Genomic DNA, 16,551 nt, shown 5'->3' on the forward strand with positions numbered 1-16,551 from the left:
TCGCTCCCGCGCGCTCGCAGGCGACGCGTTCCTGACCGCGCTCCCCCGCGCCACCTGCCTGCACATGCCGGGCGGCGAGATGATCCCGCCTCCGTCGTGAGAAAAGCGGTCACGTGATGAAGGGAAGCCGAAGACCCGAACCTGGTTCAGGTGTAGTAGGTGTCGAACGACCCGATCCACCAGGCCGCCAACGGCAGGACGCCCAGCTGCACCCCGGCGGTCACCCAGCACCGGCACAGGGCCGCGACCGCGAAGGTCCACCACCCCACCGTGCGCAGCACGCTCACCGCTGCGGCCTGGTAGGCCTGCCCGGTGGGGTCCATCATCCCGGACGAGCCCATCCAGTCCTCGGTGAAGACGCCGTCCGCCCCGAACACGACGACCGCCGAGACGAGCCACAGGTCGGCCGCCAGTGCCGACACGGCGAGCGCCCTGTCCAGGCGCAGGTACGCGGGGGTCGGCAGCAGCAGCCGTACCGCAGGGTGCCCGCGGTCCCGTACCCAGTCCAGGGACCGGATCCGCACCAGCGTGACGACGGCGCGCACCAGCGCGGCGAGTGCCACCGCCCACCCGGCCAGGAAGAACAGCCCGAACAGCACGATCCCTAGACCCATGCCGGGCGGCTCACTGGTCGGAGTAGCCGATGTCCCCGACCGTCCAGGCGCTGACGTCCGCCAGCGCCACCCGGTACATGCCGCCCGTGTCGGGGATGCCGTAGCTGCCCTGGAGGATGCGGGCGAGGTGGAAGTGCAGGTGCGTCGGTGTCTTGTCACCACCGGCCGGGGGTGCGGAGAACAGGGGGGCGAAGCCGCCGAGGTCCGCGGAGTCCCGCAGCACCTCGGCGACGCGCTGCCGCCACAGGGCCTCGGGGGCCAGCCGGCCCGTGATGACGGCTCCGGGGACCACCACGGTCAGGGACATCCGGCTGCTGTGTTCCGCCTCCACCAACGCGGCGATGCCGGCGAGCAGTTCGTCTGGGTGCGCCATGGGCGTGGAGCCTAGCCGAGCGGGGGCGCTTCCCAGGGGAGGAGGGGGGCGGGGGCGTCCGCCGGTACGGCCGTGGGGGCGTCGTGGCAGACGAAGCCGAGCCGGGTCAGGGCCCTGCGCACCTCACCGGCGGTGAAGTCGCGGCGGTCCTGGCCGGTGATCACTTCCCCGACCTGCTTGACGGGGTAGGTACGGCGGCCGATGGTCACGGACACGCCCGTGACGGCCTCGGGCTTGACGCCCTTCATCGACTCCTCGACCTCGCTCTTGATCAGGTCGAACGGGAAACGGGCGATGACGCAGCGCATGGTGCCTCACAGGGTTGTCGCGGGAAGGACGCCGGCCTGCGCCGGCCTGGGCGCGGGGTCAGGGGGCGAGGGTGAGAACGCCCAGGGTGTAGCCGTGCTCGTCGACCACGGGGGACAGCTGCAGGGTGCGCACCCGCATGACGGCCTCGGCGTCGTCGAGGACCGCGGCGGACGGGGTGAACGGGCCGCGGTCGAGCGGGATGTCCGCCAGCCGGGTCCGGTCGCTGTACCAGGAGCCGCCCCGGTGGGCGTCGAGCTGGGCCCGGGTGACCAGGCCGGCGCACCGGCCGTCGTCGTCCCGCAGCAGCAGGTGGGTGACGCGGGCGCCGATGAGGACGGACAGCGCCACGTCGACCGTCATGTGGTCGTCGACCTGGGGTCCGGGGGCGTCCATGGCGTCACGGGCCGTCAGGCCGGTGCCGTGGTCCGGCACCTGCTCTACCGGTGTACGGGTCAAAGGCTTCTCCGCTTCGTGGGGTCAGGAGTTCGGGGTGCGCGAGGAGCGGCGGGTCCGGGCGGCGGAGCGCCCGCCGCGGCCGCGGCGCGCGGGCCGGCTTGACGCGGGCTGCTCGGCGACCGGGGCGTCGACGGTGACGGGCACCCCGGAGGGCGCCTGGGCGCCGGTGATACGGCTGAGTTCGGCCTCGCCGGAGCGGACCCGGGTGGTGCGCGGGGTGATGCCGGCGTCGGTCATCAGCCGGTCCATGGCGCGCCGCTGGTGGGGCAGGACCAGGGTGACGACGGTGCCGGACTCGCCGGCGCGGGCGGTACGGCCGCCGCGGTGCAGGTAGTCCTTGTGGTCACCGGGCGGGTCGATGTTGACGACGAGGTCGAGGCCCTCGACGTGGATGCCGCGGGCGGCGACGTTGGTGGCGACCAGGACGGTGACGTCGCCGTCCTTGAACTGGGTGAGGGTCCGGGTGCGCTGCGGCTGGGACCTGCCGCCGTGCAGCGCGGCGGCGCGCACGCCGACGGCCCGCAGCCGCTTGGCGAGCCGGTCCGCGGCGCGCTTGGTGTCGATGAACATGATCACGCGTCCGTCGCGGGCGGCGATGTGCGTGGTGGCGTCGTGCTTGTCGGCGTCGTCGACGTGCAGCACGTGGTGCTCCATGGTGCTGACGGCCGCGGCGGACGGGTCGACCGAGTGGACCACGGGGTCGTGCAGGTAGCGCCTGACGAGGCGGTCGATGTCGCGGTCCAGGGTGGCCGAGAACAGCATCCGCTGCCCGTCGGGCCGCACCTGGTCGAGCAGGGCGGTCACCTGGGGCATGAACCCCAGGTCGGACATCTGGTCGGCCTCGTCGAGCACGGTGACGGCGACCTTGCCCAGCGTGCAGTCGCCCCGGTCGATGAGGTCCTTGAGCCGGCCGGGCGTCGCGACGACGACCTCCGCGCCGGCGCGCAGCGCGTTCGCCTGCCGGCCGATGGACAGGCCGCCGACGACGGTGGTCAGCCGCAGCCGCAGCGCGCGGGCGTACGGGGTGAGCGCCTCGGTCACCTGCTGGGCCAGTTCCCGGGTGGGCACGAGCACCAGGGCCAGCGGCTGCCGGGGCTCGGCGCGCTGCCCGGCGGTGCGGGCCAGCAGGGCCAGGCCGAAGGCGAGGGTCTTGCCCGAGCCGGTGCGGCCGCGGCCGAGGACGTCCCGGCCGGCCAGCGTGTTCGGCAGCGTGGCGCCCTGGATGGGGAACGGCACGGTCACGCCCTCGGCGCCCAGCGCGCTCAGCAGGCGTTCGGGCAGGTCGAGGTCGGCGAACGCCTCGACGGCCGGCAGGGCCGGGGTGACGGTGGCCGGCAGCGCGAACTCGGCGCCGGAGGCGGCGGTCCGGGCGGGTTTCTTCCCTCGCGCGGCCTGGGCCGCACGGGACGGAGCGCCCCGGCGGGCCGGTTCCTGCCGGCGGGAGCGGGTGGAGCGGTCGGTCGTGCGGGCTGCGGGGTTCATGCGGAACCTTCCTCGATACGGCACGAGTCGGGGAAAACCCGCAGCCGGTGAGCGGCGTACCGGGGAATCGCAAGAATGAGCCGAGGCGACGGCGCGTGGGGCGCGCGAAAACGAGAGGAAACGGTGCGGAAAGCGAACCGTGTCAAAACGCGAAAAGAGCCGGGGCCCGCACCCCGAGGAGTGCGGGCCCTGGTCGTGTCGGACGCGTCGCGTCAGGCGGGAACGATGTTCTCGGCCTGCGGGCCCTTCTGGCCCTGCGTCACGTCGAAGGTCACCTTCTGGCCTTCATGAAGCTCACGGAAGCCGGAGGTGGCGATGTTCGAGTAGTGGGCGAACACGTCGGCGCCGCCACCGTCCTGCTCGATGAAGCCAAAACCCTTTTCCGCGTTGAACCACTTCACGGTGCCAGATGCCATACTAATCTCCTTCGGGGCAGTGCCCGGAAACCGCACCTTGCGGATCCGGAGTCGCCGCGATGATCACCCCTCCGGAAAAATCCGGAACGCTTCGGAAACAAGTTCCGGAAAAAACAAGTCTCTGGTAACCAAAACTGCAACTGTTATCACGGTAGCACAGCCCAGGATTCCATGCCCAGGTTTTTCCGGATTTTCGTACGCCGGACGGGAAAACCTCATGGGGCCCCGCCGGAATTTCTGCACCGGCCGCAGGAGGTATCGCGCAGCTCGTCCCGCTGCCGGCGCAGTTCCTCGTTGACGCGGCGGGCCTCTTCCAGCTGGTCCTCCAGGGAGATGATGCGGCAGGCCGCCTCGATGGGGGTGCCCTGGTCGACGAGTTCGCGGGCCCGGGCGGCCAGGCGCAGCTGGTGACGGGAGTAACGGCGGTGGCCGCCTTCCGAGCGCAGCGGCGTGACCAGTCCGGCCTCGCCCACGGCCCGCAGGAACGCGGGGGTGGCGCCGAGGATGTCGGCGGCCCGCCCCATGGTGTAGGCGGGGTAGTGGTCGTCGTCGAGGTGGCCGGCGGCGGGCGACTTCTCAGCGGGCATGACACCATCTTGGTCCCGCCCCCCGCGGCCGGGTCGCGCGCCCGTGCGTTTTCGCCGGTCGCCGCGGGGGGACTCGCGGTGCGTGGTCGCGTACGGAGCGGAACACCGGGTGCGGCTGCCCGCGCTGCGGGCCGGGTGGCTGCGGCAGACGTTCGTCCACTGGGCGTACCGGCCCGAGGAGGTCCAGGCCCTGCTGCCCGGGGACCTGGTGGTGGACACGTACCAGGGGGCGGCCTGGGTGGGCCTGACCCCGTTCGTCATGGCGGACGTGCGCCCGGGGGCGGTGCCCGCAGCCGTGCCCGGGCTTCCGTCCTTCCCGGAGACCAACCTGCGCACCTACGTCCGGCACCGCGACGGCCGGGACGGGTTGTGGTTCCTGTCCCTGGAGGTGGGCTGCCCGCTGATGCTGGCGGCCCGCGCGATCGGCGCCCCGTACCACCAGGGCACGCTGCGGATCTCGGCCCCCGGCGACACCGTCTCCTACTCCGGCTCCCGCCGGGGCGGCGCAGCCTCCTACCGGCTGGTCGCCCGCCCCGGCGATCCACTCGTGGCCTGCGAGCGGGACGTGTGGCTGACCTCGCGCTGGCGGGCGTACACCCGGCGGCTCGGCCTGCTGTGGGAGACGCCCGTCGAGCACGAGCCCTGGCCGCTGCGGCAGGCGACCCTGGAGGTGCTGCAGGAGACGCTGACCGGTGCGGCGGGCCTGCCCGCGCCCGCCTCCGAGCCCCTGGCGCACTTCTCCGACGGAGTCCGGCATGTACGGCTCGGCGCGTCGCGGCCCTGTGCCCCGCGGCCGGCGGCGTCCTGACCGGGCGCGGCCCGCGCGGCTGCGCTTCGACGGCTGGATCGCGGGCCTGGGCACCACCTCCGGCACCCGGATCGTGCTGGGGCACTGGCCGCTGTCGCCGTTCGGCCCGTTCAGCGACGTGATGATCGAGCAGCCCGGCGGGCAGCGGCTGCTGCTGGCCCCCTCGGGCCCGGTCGCCTCTTTCGTGGGCGGCACGTACACCTTCGACGCGGTGCGGGTCGTGCCGGTGGACGTGCGGGTGGCGGGCGGCACCTGGACGGTCACCGCGGGGCCGCTCACCCTGCGCTTCACCACCGGCCGGCCCGGGCCTCTCGGGCTGCTGCTGCGGGCCGTGCCCGGCCCGCTCGCCGCCCGCCCGGCGTTCAGCGCGCTGACGGACCCGCCCGCCCGCCTGCTGCCGGGCACCGTACGCACCCGCGGCAGCGCCGGCGCGGGCCGCCGCGAGTGGTACGGCGTCCGCGGCCTGCGCCCGGTGCGCTCCGTGTCGGCGACCCTGGAGGACCGGGACCTCGGCGTCCTGGCGGCCGTGCTGCCCCCGGTGCGTTTCGGCTTCGGCTCGGTGCCCCGCACCCCCGCCCTGGTACGGGTCACCACGACGGTCGAACGCGCCGGACGGTGAGCTCCCGTTTCCCGCCGCGCGGCCCCGGGTACCCGGCGGCCCGCCACCGGAGCCGAAGGAGCGGGCCCATGGGCGGAGCGAGAGGGCCGGCGCGGGCGGACGGCGCGACCGCCGTCGCCGTGGCACAGGGCGCGTTCAACGTGGCCGGCGGGCTGTGGCCGCTGCTGCACCTGCGCAGCTTCGAGTGGGTCTTCGGGCCGAAGCGGGACGTGTGGCTGCAGCGGACCACCGGCGGGCTGCTGCTGTCCGCCGGGCTCGCCCAGCTCGCGGCCGCCCCCGACCCGCAGGGCCCGGCGCACGCCCGCCGGGTCGGCCTCGGCACGGCCCTGACCCTGCTGGCCGTGGATCTCGTCTACGTGCCCAAGGGGCGGATCCGGCCCACCTACCTCCTGGACGCCGCGATGCAGACGGGCTGGATCACCGCCTGGCTGCGCACCCCGGCCGGCGGCCGCCGGCGCCGGACCTCGAGGCGGTTGCGGTGACTCACCCGGACGGATGGATCCGTCGGTCGTCCGGCGTAACGCGGGCCGCTTCGAGGCGGACGAACGGGAACGGCCGGACTACGTTCCCCGGGGCTGGTGGCGCGCTGCCCGTCCACGCACCGCTGCCCTGCCACGCACCGATCGCTGCGGATTGAGGGACTCGATGGCGTCACACACCGAACCCGTTGCCCCCGTGCCGGCGGCGGAGCGCCGCAGCCGGGGGCAGGTGATCGTCTCGTGGATCACGACGACGGACCACAAGAAGATCGGGCACCTGTACCTGATCACGTCGTTCGTGTTCTTCCTGATCGGCGGGGCGCTGGCCATGGCGATCCGGGCCGAGCTGGCCCGGCCGGGCCTGCAACTGCTCTCCAACGAGCAGTACAACCAGGCCTTCACCATGCACGGCACGATCATGCTGCTGCTGTTCGCGACACCGACCTTCGCCGGGTTCGCCAACGCGGTCATGCCGTTGCAGATCGGCTCCCCGGACGTGGCCTTCCCCCGGCTGAACATGCTGTCGTACTGGCTGTTCCTGTTCGGCGGGCTGATCGTGCTCGGCAGCTTCCTCACCCCGCAGGGCGCCGCCGACTTCGGCTGGACGGCGTACACCCCGCTCAGCGGCCCCATCCGCAGCGGTTACGTCGGCGGCGACATGTGGATCATGGGGCTGGCGCTGTCCGGGTTCGGCACCATCCTCGGCGCCGTCAACTTCATCACCACCATCATCTGCATGCGCGCCCCCGGCATGACGATCTTCCGCATGCCGATCTTCACCTGGAACGTGCTGCTCACCTCGGTGCTGGTGCTGCTGGCGTTCCCGGTGCTGGCGGCCGCGCTGCTGGTGCTGGAGGCCGACCGCCGCTTCGGCGCGCAGGTGTTCGAACCGCAGAACGGCGGGGCGATCCTGTGGCAGCACCTGTTCTGGTTCTTCGGCCACCCCGAGGTCTACATCCTCGCGCTGCCGTTCTTCGGGGTGATCACCGAGATCATCCCGGTCTTCGCCCGCAAGCCGATCTTCGGTTACACGGGCCTGGTCGGCGCCACCATCGCCATCGCAGGGCTGTCCGCGACCGTGTGGGCGCACCACATGTTCGCGACCCAGGCCGTGCTGCTGCCCTTCTTCGCCTTCCTGACGTACCTGATCGCCGTGCCCACCGGGGTGAAGTTCTTCAACTGGATCGGCACCATGTGGCGGGCGTCGCTGTCCTTCGAGCCGCCGATGCTGTGGGCGATCGGCTTCCTCGTCACCTTCCTGTTCGGCGGGGTGACCGGCGTCATCCTCGGCTCGCCGCCGCTGGACTGGCACGTCACCGACTCGTACTTCGTCGTCGCCCACTTCCACTACGTGCTCTTCGGCACCATCGTGTTCGCGATGTTCGGCGGGTTCAGCTTCTGGTGGCCGAAGATGACCGGCACCATGCTCGACGAGCGCCTGGAGAAGATCCACTTCTGGACGCTGTTCGTCGGCTTCCACACCACGTTCCTGGTCCAGCACTGGCTGGGCGCCGAGGGCATGCCCCGCCGGTACGCCGACTACCTCGCGGCCGACGGCTTCACCTGGCTCAACACCGTCTCCTCCATCGGCGCGTTCCTGCTGGGCCTGTCCACCTTGCCGTTCCTGTACAACGTGTGGAAGACCGCCCAGCGGGGCGAGCGGGTCGAGGTCGACGACCCCTGGGGCTACGGGCGCTCGCTGGAGTGGGCCACCTCCTGCCCGCCGCCCCGCCACAACTTCCTGACCCTGCCGAAGATCCGCTCCGAGTCCCCCGCGTTCGACCTGCACCACCCCGACGTGGCCGAGTGGGACGAGCTGGAGAACGTCGGCAGGCGGCGGGACGTCGTCGAGCCCGGCGCTTCCGGTGAGGGGTCGTGAGGGAGCGCGCGCCGGAGCCGCCGCGGGACGGGGAGAGCACCCTGGCCGTAGAGGTCGAGGGCTACCTCCTCGCCCGTCTCCACCACGACGACGCCCGCCGCGAGGCGGAGGACCTGTGCGGCCGGCTGCCGTGGCTGACGGCGGCCCAGGCCGAGGACCTCACCCGGCACTACGTGTGCCGGCGCATGGAGCTCACCCGCGGGATGCTCCTGCAGACGGCCCGCCGGGCGGACGAACTCCGCCAGGAGTACGAGGCCCGCTACGCCGCTCTGCGCCACACGCTGCTCCGCCGCCATGCCGCCGGCGCCTGCACCCTGCTGGCCTGCGCGGGCGGCGTGACCGGACTGGTGTGTGTGCTGGGCCGGTGACCTGGAGCTCCTCGGCATCGGCCTGGGCAAGCACCGTCGGCCGCCGCGGGGCGCGCTCCCGCTCGCCGCGAGACCTGTACGAGAACTGCCGCCACAGGCGGGGCGGCCAGGACCACCGGCGCTGACGCCTCCGGCGGGGGCGTACGGGGGGCGGCTGCCGGCGCCGGCCCACCGCCTGGACAGGGCGCTCGCCGTGTCGGCGCCGGCGGCGTTGTCACTCACTCGGCCAGGGCAGGCCACCAGGGGGAAGAAGGACCGGACGCGCGGAAATGCCGCCGGCGTCGCCCGCAGCGGGCCGCGTCGGCGGCATCGTCACCCCGGATCGCTTGCTCGGCCGATCGGCCCCCGGTCAGGGAGCCGGCATGCCGCGGTCGCCGCCCGGGGTTCCGCCCGCCATCCCACCGGCGCGGGACGGCCGCCGCGACCCGGCGGAGTCGGTGCGGCGGGCGGCGGCGCTGGCCACCAGCCCCAGCAGCAGGGCGAGGGCACCGACGATGATGTTGTTGGTGACGCTCCGCGTCGTACTCATGTCACCCGCGATGACCCACGGGGCGACGATCGTCCACGCGCCCAGGGCACAGGCCGCCCACGCCATGCTGTGGGTGCGCTCGTAGGCACGGCCGAAACCGCCGCTCATCAGCAGCGCGTAGGCGATGCCGACGATCAGGTTGTTGACGGCCAGCGGCCGGAGGTTGTCGAACCCCACGATCCACGGCGAGGCTGCCAGGTACAGCCCTGTGAGGAAGGCCAGGGTCTCCACGGCCTGGGCCCGGGGGGTGGTCGCCGCCCGCTCGGCCATCTCGTGGCGGGCGCGCATGTCGAGGATGTCCGGATGGGTCTCGATGGACGAGTGGGGAGTGGTTGCCATTCCTGTCACCTCCGAGGTGAAGGGCAGATCCCCGAGTGCGCACCCCGGGTACCCCCACGGCACGGCCGTACCACTCTTCTGGCGGGTCATCTCCCCGGGCCGTGGGTACCCGGGGTGCATGCTGAGGCGCGCGGTGTGGCAGGGGGTGGTCGCCGGTACCGCCGGGGTGGCGGTGATGACCCTGGGGGAGAAGGCCGAGCAGCGGCTCACCGGGCGGCCCGACTCGCACGTCCCGGCACGGGTGCTGGAGCGGCTGACCGGTCTGCCCGAGCGGCCCGGGCGGCAGCCGCGGCCGGTGAACCTCGCCATGCACCTCGGACAGGGCGCGCTGCTGGGCGTGCTGCGCTCGGTGATGGCGCACGCCGGGCTGCGCGGCCCGTGGGCCTCCGCCCAGTTCGCCGTCGTCCGGCTCACCAACGACCAGATCCTGGAGAACGCCACCGGCGTCGGCGCCCCGCCGCAGACCTGGCCCCGCCCGGAACTCGCCGTCGACCTGCTGCACAAGGCGGTGTACGCCTTCGCCACCGGGTTCGTCGCCGACGCCTTGGCCGGCCGCGCCGGGCCCGGCGAACGGCACGCGGCGCTGCGCCCCGGCCGGCGGCCCGGCATCGGCCCGCTGCCCCGGGGCGAGGCCGTGGGCCGCGCGTGACCGCTACGCCGGCCCTCGCCCCATCGTGCTGGCCCGGGTGATCAGCCGGTGCGGGGCGCGGATCTCCATGCCGGGGACGGCCGTGGAGCTGCCGATCCGCTTCAGGAGGCGTTCCACCGCCGTCTCGGCGATCATCCTCTTGTCCGGGGAGATCGTCGTGACGGGCGGGTTGGCGTAGCGGCCGTCCTCGATGTCGTCGTAGCCGACGACCGCCACGTCCTCGGGGACCCGCAGCCCCCGCTCGGCGAGCGTGTGCAGCGCGCCGAGGGCCACCAGGTCGCTGTAGCAGAACACCGCGTCGGGCGGTTCCTCGAGGTCGAGCAGGTGCGCCATGGCCCGGGCGCCGTCGGCGCGGTTGAAGCGGGGGGTGGAGATGACCAGTTCCTCGCGCACGGGTACGCCCGCCCGCTCGTGGGCCAGCCGGTAGCCCCGGGTGCGCAGCTGTGCCGCCTCGCCGGTGCGGTACGGCTGGTCGCCGATCGCGGCGACGCGGCGCCGGCCGAGGCCGAGCAGGTGCTCGGTGGCCTCCAGGGAGGCGGTCACGTCGTCGATGCCGACATGGTCGAAGGTGCCGTCGCTGACCCGCTCGCCGAGCACCACCAGCGGAAGGCTCGGATCGCGTTCGGACAGGTCCGACTGGGACAGGCCCAGCGGGCTGAAGATGACGCCGTCGAACAGCAGGGACTGCGAACCCCGGGTGAGGAACAGCTTCTCGTGTTCCGCGTCGCCGTCCGTCTGGTCGATCAGGACGTTGTAGCCCTGCACCCGGGCCGCGCGGATGATGCCCTGCAGCAGCTCGGCGAAGTAGGGCGTGTCCAGGTACGGCACCACCACGGCGATCTGGCCCGAGCGGCCGGCGGCCAGGTTGCGGGCCAGCACGTTGGGGCGGTAGCCCAGTTCGTCCACCGCCCGCTGGACCCGGGCCCGGGTGGCCTCGGAGACCGGCGCGTAGCCGTTGACCACGTTGGAGACGGTCCGGCTGGAGACGCCGGCGAGCGCCGCTACGTCGCGGAGTGTGACGCCCTTTGCCATGTTTCCACCAAGTGCTGAGAGACCTCTTGCAGCGCGGCAATTTCTGGGTTAACACTTTTGCAGCGCTGCAGAGCGTAGCAGAGGAGGCCCGGTCGGGGCGATCGGGTACCGATTCTGCGCGAGGCAGCGGGGGCCGTGGTGTGCCGCACCGCGGACCGGATCCCCGGGACCATACACGGGGACGACCAGTAGGAGCCGCAGTGGGAACCACGACCTCTCACGGACCGGGCCGCGCGCCCGTCCTGGCAGGCCATCACTCTTTACTCGCCGTCGTCTGAACACAGTGCCGGCGCGCTGACCGCGGATCAGGCGGCCTTCTGCCCCCGTGCCTTCAGACGCCATCCATGATCGGAATTTCGAACGTTGTTCGGAGGGCGGCCCGTTCCCGCTGACGGGCCCCGACCCGCACGTGCTCTCCGAGTCCACCGACGTCGCCGTACGCCCACCTCCGCGTCGGTTCGTCGGTGCCCCTCACCGGACGGCCCGCCCGTACGCCGCGGCGGCCCGGCCGTTCCCCTCCCCTTCGCAGGTCCCCGCCTGCCTTTCCGTGCCCGCGCACCCCCACCTTCTCGCACCCGTACCTCCGTACGTCCTCGTACCTCACTCAGGAGATCGCTCATGTCGTCCAGCAGACAGCACCCGACCGGCGGCCGGCGCCGCACGGCCCGTTCGTTCCGGCGGACCGCGGTCGCGGCGGGCTCCGCCGCCCTCGCCGGTGTCCTCCTCGCGGCCTGCGGCTCCGGCGGTGGCGGCACCGGCGGCAGCGGCGCCGCGGGCGGCGGCCCGGTGCACATCAAGGTGTGGGCCTGGTACCCGCAGTTCAAGCAGGTCGTGGACGAGTTCAACAAGACCCACAAGGACGTCCAGGTCGACTGGGTCCAGGCCGGGGTCGGCCAGGACGAGTACACCAAGCTCAAGACCGCGCTGAAGGCGGGCCAGGGCGCCCCGGACGTCGTCATGCTCGAGTTCCAGGAGCTGCCGACCATCCAGCTGAGCAAGGGCCTGCTGGACATGGGCAAGTACGGGGCGAACGAGGACAAGGGCAAGTACGTCGACTGGGCCTGGAAGCAGGTCTCCGACGGCGACCACGTCTACGCCATCCCGGTCGACGGCGGTCCGATGGCGATGATGTACCGGGCGGACCTCTTCAAGAAGTACCAGCTCAAGGTCCCCACCACCTGGGCGGAGTTCAAGCAGGAGGCGGCCAAGCTGCACAAGGCCGACCCGAACGTCTACCTCACCGACTTCGGCAGCGACCAGACCGCCGCCGGCTGGCGCCAGGGCCTGACCTGGCAGGCCGGGTCCCGCCCCTACACCTACGCGGCGAGCAAGCTGCCCGACCTCGGCGTCAAGCTCGACGACGACAACGCCAGGAAGGTGTACGAGTACTGGGGCGACCTGGTCAAGAACAAGCTGGTCGACACCCAGTCGTACGCCACCACCGACTTCTACAACGGCCTCAGCAGCGGCAAGTACGCCACCTACATCGCGGCCGGCTGGGGTCCGGGCTACCTGTCCAGCGTCGCCAAGAAGACGGCCGGCAAGTGGCGCGTCGCCCCGCTGCCGCAGTGGAACAAGGGCGACAACGCGCAGGGCGACTGGGGCGGTTCCACCTTCGCCGTGACCACGCAGACCAAGCACCCCAAGGAGGCCACCGAGGTCGCCCGGGAGCTGTTCGGCACCTCCGAGGCCGCCTGGAAGATCGGCATCGACCAGGCCTACCTGTTCCCGCTGTCCAACCCGATCCTCAACGGGGCGTACTTCAGGAACAAGAAGTACGACTTCTTCGGCGGCCAGCAGATCAACAAGGTGTTCGTGCCCGCCGCGAACGGCATCGGCAGCTTCGACTGGAGCCCGTTCCAGGACTTCGCCTACAACACCGAGACCAGCGAGGTGGGCAAGGCCCTCCAGGGCCAGACCCCCTGGTCGTCCGTGCCCGGCAACGTCCAGCAGCAGGTGACCTCCTACGCGTCCAAGCAGGGCTTCAAGGTCAGCCGGTAACCGGCCTCGAGCCCCCTCCCCCCGCCCCCGCCGTCGGCGTCCGCGCCACGCACGCCCGCCGCCGGCGGGGGCCCGCACCACGCGCAAGGAGATGTGATGAGCCTGCTCCGACAGCAGGAACCCGCGGCGGCCGTGCCCCTGCCCACCGCGCGGGGCGGCGGCGCCCACGCCGCGGGCCGCACGGCCTGCCGGCGCACCGGACGGCTGAGCGGCCGCACCCGGCACAAGGCCATGGGCCTGCTGCTGGTCACCCCGTTCGGCCTGCTCTTCGCGGCGTTCCTGGTGGCGCCGCTGGCGTACGCGTTCTGGCTGAGTCTGAGGACCTCCACCCTGGTGGGCGGGGACCACTTCAGCTGGTTCACCAACTACCAGCAGACCTTCACCGACCCGCACTTCCTGGCCGGTGTGCGGCGCGTGGCGGTCTTCGGACTGGTGCAGATCCCGGTCATGCTGGGGCTGGCCCTGCTCGGCGCCCTGATCATCGACGAGGTCACCAGCAAGCTCGCCAAGGTGTTCCGCATGACGCTGTTCATGCCGTACGCCGTGCCCGCGGTGATCGGCGCGCTGATGTGGGGCTTCCTGTACAGCCCCACCTTCGGTCCGGTGAACGCGATCAGCCACGCCCTGGGCACGGGGCCGGTGAACCTGCTGGGCCACGGCCTGATGCTGACCTCGCTCGGCAACATCGTGACCTGGCAGTGGACCGGCTACAACATGATCGTCCTGTACGCCGCCCTGCAGGGCCTGCCCCGCGAGGTGTACGAGGCGGCCAAGCTGGACGGCGCCGGGCAGCTCCAGACGGCCCTGCGCATCAAGATCCCGATGATCTCCTCGGCGATCGTCCTCACCCTGATGTTCACCATCATCGGCACGCTGCAGTTCTTCACCGAGCCGCGGGTGCTGGAGCCGACCGCCTCCTCGGTGATCACCCCGGACTACACGCCGAACCTGTACGCCTACAACCTGGCCTTCCAGTACTCGGAGTTCAACTACTCCGCCGCCATCTCCTTCTCCCTCGGAGCGGTGGTCTTCCTCGGCTCCTACCTCTTCCTGTTCGCCACGCGTAAGAGGAGTGGACTGAAGTGACCGCCGCCGCAGCCCCCGCCGTCCCCGCCGCCCCCGCCCGGGCCGCGCGCCGCCGCCCGGCCGCCGTCCGCTCGCGCGTCACCGTCAACGCGGTGATGGTGGCGATGATCCTGTACTTCCTGCTGCCGTTCTGGTGGCTGGTCGTGGCCGCCACCAAGGACAACGACGCCCTGTTCTCCACCGCCGCCCTGTGGTTCCACTCGCCGGGCGCCTTCGTCACCAACCTCCAGCAGCTGTTCACCTACAACGGCGGCGAGTACCTGCGCTGGATGGGCAACACCGCGATCTACGCGGGCGTCAGCGGCGTCGGCGCCACCGCCGTGGCCACCCTCGCCGGGTACGCCTTCGCCAAGTACCGCTTCCCCGGCCGCAACCTGCTCTTCTCCAGCCTGCTCGGCGCCATCATGGTCCCGGCCACCGCGCTGGCCATCCCGACCTACCTGCTGCTGAGCAAGGTCGCGCTGACCAACACCATGTGGGCCGTCATCCTGCCCTCGCTGCTCAACCCCTTCGGCGTCTACCTGGTGCGGGTGTACGTCCAGGAGTCGCTGCCGGACGAGCTGCTGGAGGCCGCCCGCGTCGACGGGGCGGGCGAGCTGCGGGTGCTGTGGTCCGTGGCGCTGCCGACCCTGCGGCCGGCGCTGGTGACGGTGCTGCTGTTCTCCATGGTCGGCACCTGGAACAACTTCTTCCTGCCGCTGGTGATGCTCAACAACGACAAGCTCTTCCCGCTCACCGTGGGCCTGCAGTCCTGGTACCAGGGGGCACTCATCCAGTCCGGCGCCAACGCGCTGTTCACCCTCGTCATCGCGGGGTCCCTGGTCGCGGTGCTGCCGCTGATCGTCGCGTTCCTGCTGCTGCAGCGGTACTGGCGCGGCGGTCTGACCGTCGGAAGCCTCAAGTGAGCCGCGCCCTTCCCCTCGTCTTCTCTCCAGTACTCCGGGAGTCCCCTTCATGCTGCACGCCTCCCTGACCGTCGATCCCGCGTTCCGCGTCGCCGACGTCAGTCCCCGTACCTTCGGCTCGTTCGTGGAGCACATGGGCCGCTGCGTCTACACCGGCATCTACGAGCCCGGCCATCCCGCCGCCGACGAGGACGGTCTGCGCCAGGACGTCCTCGGCCTGGTCCGCGAACTGGGCGTGACCGCCGTGCGCTACCCCGGCGGCAACTTCGTCTCCGGCTACCGCTGGGAGGACACCGTCGGCCCGCGCGAGCAGCGGCCGGTGCGCCTGGACCTGGCCTGGCACAGCACCGAGACCAACGCCTTCGGCCTGCACGAGTTCCACCGCTGGGCGCGAAAGGCCGGGGTCGAGCCGATGATGGCCGTCAACCTCGGCACCCGCGGCGTGGCCGAGGCCCTGGACCTGCTGGAGTACTGCAACCACCCCGAGGGCACCACACTGTCCGACCTGCGCCGCGCGCACGGCACCAAGGAGCCCTTCGGGATCCGTATGTGGTGCCTGGGCAACGAGATGGACGGCCCCTGGCAGACCGGCCACAAGACGGCCGCCGAGTACGGCCGGCTGGCCGCCGAGACCGCCCGGGCCATGCGCATGATCGACCCGGCGCTGGAACTCGTGGCGTGCGGCAGCTCCAGCTCCTCGATGCCGACGTTCGGCGCCTGGGAGGCGACCGTCCTGGAACACGCCTACGAGCAGGTCGACTACATCTCCTGCCACGCCTACTACGAGGAACTCGACGGCGACCTGGGCAGTTTCCTCGCCTCCGGCGTCGACATGGACCGGTTCGTGGAGTCGGTGGTCGCCACCGCCGACCATGTGCGGGCCAAGCTGCGGCAGAAGAAGCGGATCAACCTCTCCTTCGACGAGTGGAACGTCTGGTACCTGTCCCGCTTCGAGTCCCAGGACAAGCCGTCCGACTGGGCGGTGGCGCCCCGGGTCATCGAGGACGAGTACAACGTCGCCGACGCCGTGGTGGTCGGCGGACTGCTGATCAGCCTGCTGCGCAACAGCGACCGGGTCACCGCCGCCTGTCTCGCCCAGCTCGTCAACGTCATCGCGCCCATCCGCAGCGAGCCGGGCGGCCCGAGCTGGCGGCAGACCACCTTCCACCCCTTCGCCCAGGCCGCCCGGCACGCCCGCGGCACGGTGCTGCGGGTGGAGCCGGTGTCGCCGGTGTACGAGACGAAGCGGTTCGGTGAGGTGCCCGTCGTCGATGCCGTGGCCACGCACATCGCGGATGCGGACGGCGCCGACGAGCTCACCGTCTTCGCCGTCAACCGGCACCAGAGCGAGAACGTCGCACTCGCCCTGGACCTGCGGGCGTTCCCCGGTTACGCGCCGGTGGAGCACGCGGTGCTGAGCGACCCCGACGTCCGCGCCGCCAACACCCAGGACGACCCCGACCGGGTCCGCCCGTACGCCGCCGACACCGGTTCCGTCTCCGGCGGCCGTCTCACCGCGAGCCTGCCGCCCGTCTCCTGGAACGTCGTCCGGCTGCGCCGCGCCGGCTGACACCCACCCCTCGGACACCCGCCGCTCCCAGCCCCCTCATCCCCCCCGGG

19 protein-coding genes are annotated in these 16,551 nt (G+C 72.0%); 10 read left to right on the plus strand and 9 right to left on the minus strand.

Going from position 1 to position 16,551, the window contains the following annotated elements; translation table 11 throughout:
• Positions 1 to 146 precede the first annotated feature (146 nt).
• The 7 genes from AB0K80_RS10695 to AB0K80_RS10725 form a co-directional block, all read right to left on the minus strand.
• On the minus strand, positions 147 to 614 hold the full coding sequence (locus AB0K80_RS10695) for a hypothetical protein (RefSeq protein ID WP_365667996.1): 468 nt from the start codon (positions 612 to 614) through the stop codon (positions 147 to 149).
• Positions 615 to 624: 10 nt separating this feature from the next.
• Complete coding sequence (locus AB0K80_RS10700; protein WP_365667998.1) at positions 625 to 987, minus strand: hypothetical protein; 363 nt, start codon at positions 985 to 987, stop codon at positions 625 to 627.
• Positions 988 to 998: 11 nt separating this feature from the next.
• Positions 999 to 1,295 carry an SCO5918 family protein gene (locus tag AB0K80_RS10705; protein ID WP_365667999.1) on the minus strand — a complete coding sequence of 99 codons (297 nt, stop codon included), beginning with the start codon at positions 1,293 to 1,295 and terminating at the stop codon, positions 999 to 1,001.
• A gap of 58 nt (positions 1,296 to 1,353) precedes the next feature.
• Entirely contained in the window at positions 1,354 to 1,689 is a 336-nt protein-coding gene (locus tag AB0K80_RS10710; protein ID WP_365668557.1) for a CBS domain-containing protein, read from the minus strand.
• 84 nt (positions 1,690 to 1,773) lie between these two features.
• Entirely contained in the window at positions 1,774 to 3,234 is a 1,461-nt protein-coding gene (locus AB0K80_RS10715) for a DEAD/DEAH box helicase (RefSeq protein ID WP_365668001.1), read from the minus strand.
• A 212-nt stretch (positions 3,235 to 3,446) separates the two neighbouring features.
• Entirely contained in the window at positions 3,447 to 3,650 is a 204-nt protein-coding gene (locus AB0K80_RS10720) for a cold-shock protein (protein WP_365668003.1), read from the minus strand.
• Positions 3,651 to 3,865: 215 nt separating this feature from the next.
• On the minus strand, positions 3,866 to 4,237 hold the full coding sequence (locus AB0K80_RS10725) for a MerR family transcriptional regulator (protein ID WP_365668005.1): 372 nt from the start codon (positions 4,235 to 4,237) through the stop codon (positions 3,866 to 3,868).
• Between the two features lie 82 nt (positions 4,238 to 4,319).
• On the opposite strand from AB0K80_RS10725, the gene AB0K80_RS10730 reads away from it, so the two are divergent.
• The 5 genes from AB0K80_RS10730 (at position 4,320) to AB0K80_RS10750 (ending at position 8,390) form a co-directional block, all read left to right on the plus strand.
• Positions 4,320 to 5,045 (plus strand): DUF2071 domain-containing protein, encoded by a 726-nt coding sequence (locus AB0K80_RS10730; RefSeq protein WP_365668007.1) that lies wholly within the window; start codon positions 4,320 to 4,322, stop codon positions 5,043 to 5,045.
• Positions 4,993 to 5,664, plus strand: a complete 672-nt coding sequence (locus tag AB0K80_RS10735) for a hypothetical protein (RefSeq protein WP_365668009.1) — start codon at positions 4,993 to 4,995, stop codon at positions 5,662 to 5,664. The genes AB0K80_RS10730 and AB0K80_RS10735 overlap by 53 nt, the downstream gene beginning before the upstream one ends.
• 68 nt (positions 5,665 to 5,732) lie before the next feature.
• Complete coding sequence (locus tag AB0K80_RS10740; RefSeq protein WP_365668010.1) at positions 5,733 to 6,146, plus strand: hypothetical protein; 414 nt, start codon at positions 5,733 to 5,735, stop codon at positions 6,144 to 6,146.
• A 163-nt stretch (positions 6,147 to 6,309) separates the two neighbouring features.
• A complete protein-coding gene (ctaD, locus tag AB0K80_RS10745; protein WP_365668012.1) occupies positions 6,310 to 8,022 on the plus strand; it encodes a cytochrome c oxidase subunit I in 1,713 nt (570 codons plus the stop codon).
• The gene (locus AB0K80_RS10750) at positions 8,019 to 8,390 is read left to right on the plus strand and encodes a hypothetical protein (protein ID WP_365668014.1); all 372 of its coding nucleotides are present in this window, start codon (positions 8,019 to 8,021) and stop codon (positions 8,388 to 8,390) included. Before ctaD ends, AB0K80_RS10750 begins: the two co-directional genes overlap by 4 nt.
• Before the next feature lie 349 nt (positions 8,391 to 8,739).
• On the opposite strand, the gene AB0K80_RS10755 is transcribed toward AB0K80_RS10750, so the two are convergent.
• Positions 8,740 to 9,258 carry an SPW repeat protein gene (locus AB0K80_RS10755; RefSeq protein ID WP_365668016.1) on the minus strand — a complete coding sequence of 173 codons (519 nt, stop codon included), beginning with the start codon at positions 9,256 to 9,258 and terminating at the stop codon, positions 8,740 to 8,742.
• 118 nt (positions 9,259 to 9,376) lie between these two features.
• On the opposite strand from AB0K80_RS10755, the gene AB0K80_RS10760 reads away from it, so the two are divergent.
• Positions 9,377 to 9,907 carry a hypothetical protein gene (locus AB0K80_RS10760; protein WP_365668018.1) on the plus strand — a complete coding sequence of 177 codons (531 nt, stop codon included), beginning with the start codon at positions 9,377 to 9,379 and terminating at the stop codon, positions 9,905 to 9,907.
• Between the two features lie 3 nt (positions 9,908 to 9,910).
• On the opposite strand, the gene AB0K80_RS10765 is transcribed toward AB0K80_RS10760, so the two are convergent.
• Positions 9,911 to 10,939: a LacI family DNA-binding transcriptional regulator gene (locus AB0K80_RS10765; RefSeq protein WP_365668020.1), complete on the minus strand. Its 1,029-nt coding sequence runs from the start codon at positions 10,937 to 10,939 to the stop codon at positions 9,911 to 9,913.
• A 618-nt stretch (positions 10,940 to 11,557) separates the two neighbouring features.
• On the opposite strand from AB0K80_RS10765, the gene AB0K80_RS10770 reads away from it, so the two are divergent.
• The 4 genes from AB0K80_RS10770 to AB0K80_RS10785 all read left to right on the plus strand — a co-directional run bounded on the left by AB0K80_RS10770 (position 11,558) and on the right by AB0K80_RS10785 (position 16,501).
• On the plus strand, positions 11,558 to 12,940 hold the full coding sequence (locus AB0K80_RS10770; protein ID WP_365668022.1) for an extracellular solute-binding protein: 1,383 nt from the start codon (positions 11,558 to 11,560) through the stop codon (positions 12,938 to 12,940).
• A 96-nt stretch (positions 12,941 to 13,036) separates the two neighbouring features.
• The gene (locus tag AB0K80_RS10775; RefSeq protein WP_365668024.1) at positions 13,037 to 14,026 is read left to right on the plus strand and encodes a sugar ABC transporter permease; all 990 of its coding nucleotides are present in this window, start codon (positions 13,037 to 13,039) and stop codon (positions 14,024 to 14,026) included.
• The gene (locus tag AB0K80_RS10780; RefSeq protein ID WP_365668026.1) at positions 14,023 to 14,931 is read left to right on the plus strand and encodes a carbohydrate ABC transporter permease; all 909 of its coding nucleotides are present in this window, start codon (positions 14,023 to 14,025) and stop codon (positions 14,929 to 14,931) included. Before AB0K80_RS10775 ends, AB0K80_RS10780 begins: the two co-directional genes overlap by 4 nt.
• A gap of 49 nt (positions 14,932 to 14,980) precedes the next feature.
• Complete coding sequence (locus AB0K80_RS10785) at positions 14,981 to 16,501, plus strand: alpha-N-arabinofuranosidase (RefSeq protein ID WP_365668027.1); 1,521 nt, start codon at positions 14,981 to 14,983, stop codon at positions 16,499 to 16,501.
• Positions 16,502 to 16,551 lie beyond the last annotated feature (50 nt).

Source organism: Streptomyces sp. NPDC052682 (assembly GCF_040678435.1).
Taxonomy (GTDB): Bacteria; Actinomycetota; Actinomycetes; order Streptomycetales; family Streptomycetaceae; genus Streptomyces.

What these genes read in the sequence shown, in the direction of transcription:
- AB0K80_RS10700 (WP_365667998.1), bottom strand. Translation starts at nt 987, where the DNA reads ATGGCGCACCCAGACGAACTGCTCGCCGGCATCGCCGCGTTGGTGGAG.
- AB0K80_RS10715 (WP_365668001.1), bottom strand. Translation starts at nt 3,234, where the DNA reads ATGAACCCCGCAGCCCGCACGACCGACCGCTCCACCCGCTCCCGCCGG.
- AB0K80_RS10710 (WP_365668557.1), bottom strand. Translation starts at nt 1,689, where the DNA reads ATGGACGCCCCCGGACCCCAGGTCGACGACCACATGACGGTCGACGTG.
- AB0K80_RS10760 (WP_365668018.1), top strand. Translation starts at nt 9,377, where the DNA reads ATGCTGAGGCGCGCGGTGTGGCAGGGGGTGGTCGCCGGTACCGCCGGG.
- AB0K80_RS10735 (WP_365668009.1), top strand. Translation starts at nt 4,993, where the DNA reads ATGTACGGCTCGGCGCGTCGCGGCCCTGTGCCCCGCGGCCGGCGGCGT.
- AB0K80_RS10785 (WP_365668027.1), top strand. Translation starts at nt 14,981, where the DNA reads ATGCTGCACGCCTCCCTGACCGTCGATCCCGCGTTCCGCGTCGCCGAC.
- AB0K80_RS10725 (WP_365668005.1), bottom strand. Translation starts at nt 4,237, where the DNA reads ATGCCCGCTGAGAAGTCGCCCGCCGCCGGCCACCTCGACGACGACCAC.
- AB0K80_RS10775 (WP_365668024.1), top strand. Translation starts at nt 13,037, where the DNA reads ATGAGCCTGCTCCGACAGCAGGAACCCGCGGCGGCCGTGCCCCTGCCC.
- AB0K80_RS10770 (WP_365668022.1), top strand. Translation starts at nt 11,558, where the DNA reads ATGTCGTCCAGCAGACAGCACCCGACCGGCGGCCGGCGCCGCACGGCC.
- AB0K80_RS10695 (WP_365667996.1), bottom strand. Translation starts at nt 614, where the DNA reads ATGGGTCTAGGGATCGTGCTGTTCGGGCTGTTCTTCCTGGCCGGGTGG.
- AB0K80_RS10740 (WP_365668010.1), top strand. Translation starts at nt 5,733, where the DNA reads ATGGGCGGAGCGAGAGGGCCGGCGCGGGCGGACGGCGCGACCGCCGTC.
- AB0K80_RS10765 (WP_365668020.1), bottom strand. Translation starts at nt 10,939, where the DNA reads ATGGCAAAGGGCGTCACACTCCGCGACGTAGCGGCGCTCGCCGGCGTC.
- AB0K80_RS10755 (WP_365668016.1), bottom strand. Translation starts at nt 9,258, where the DNA reads ATGGCAACCACTCCCCACTCGTCCATCGAGACCCATCCGGACATCCTC.
- AB0K80_RS10720 (WP_365668003.1), bottom strand. Translation starts at nt 3,650, where the DNA reads ATGGCATCTGGCACCGTGAAGTGGTTCAACGCGGAAAAGGGTTTTGGC.
- AB0K80_RS10705 (WP_365667999.1), bottom strand. Translation starts at nt 1,295, where the DNA reads ATGCGCTGCGTCATCGCCCGTTTCCCGTTCGACCTGATCAAGAGCGAG.
- ctaD (WP_365668012.1), top strand. Translation starts at nt 6,310, where the DNA reads ATGGCGTCACACACCGAACCCGTTGCCCCCGTGCCGGCGGCGGAGCGC.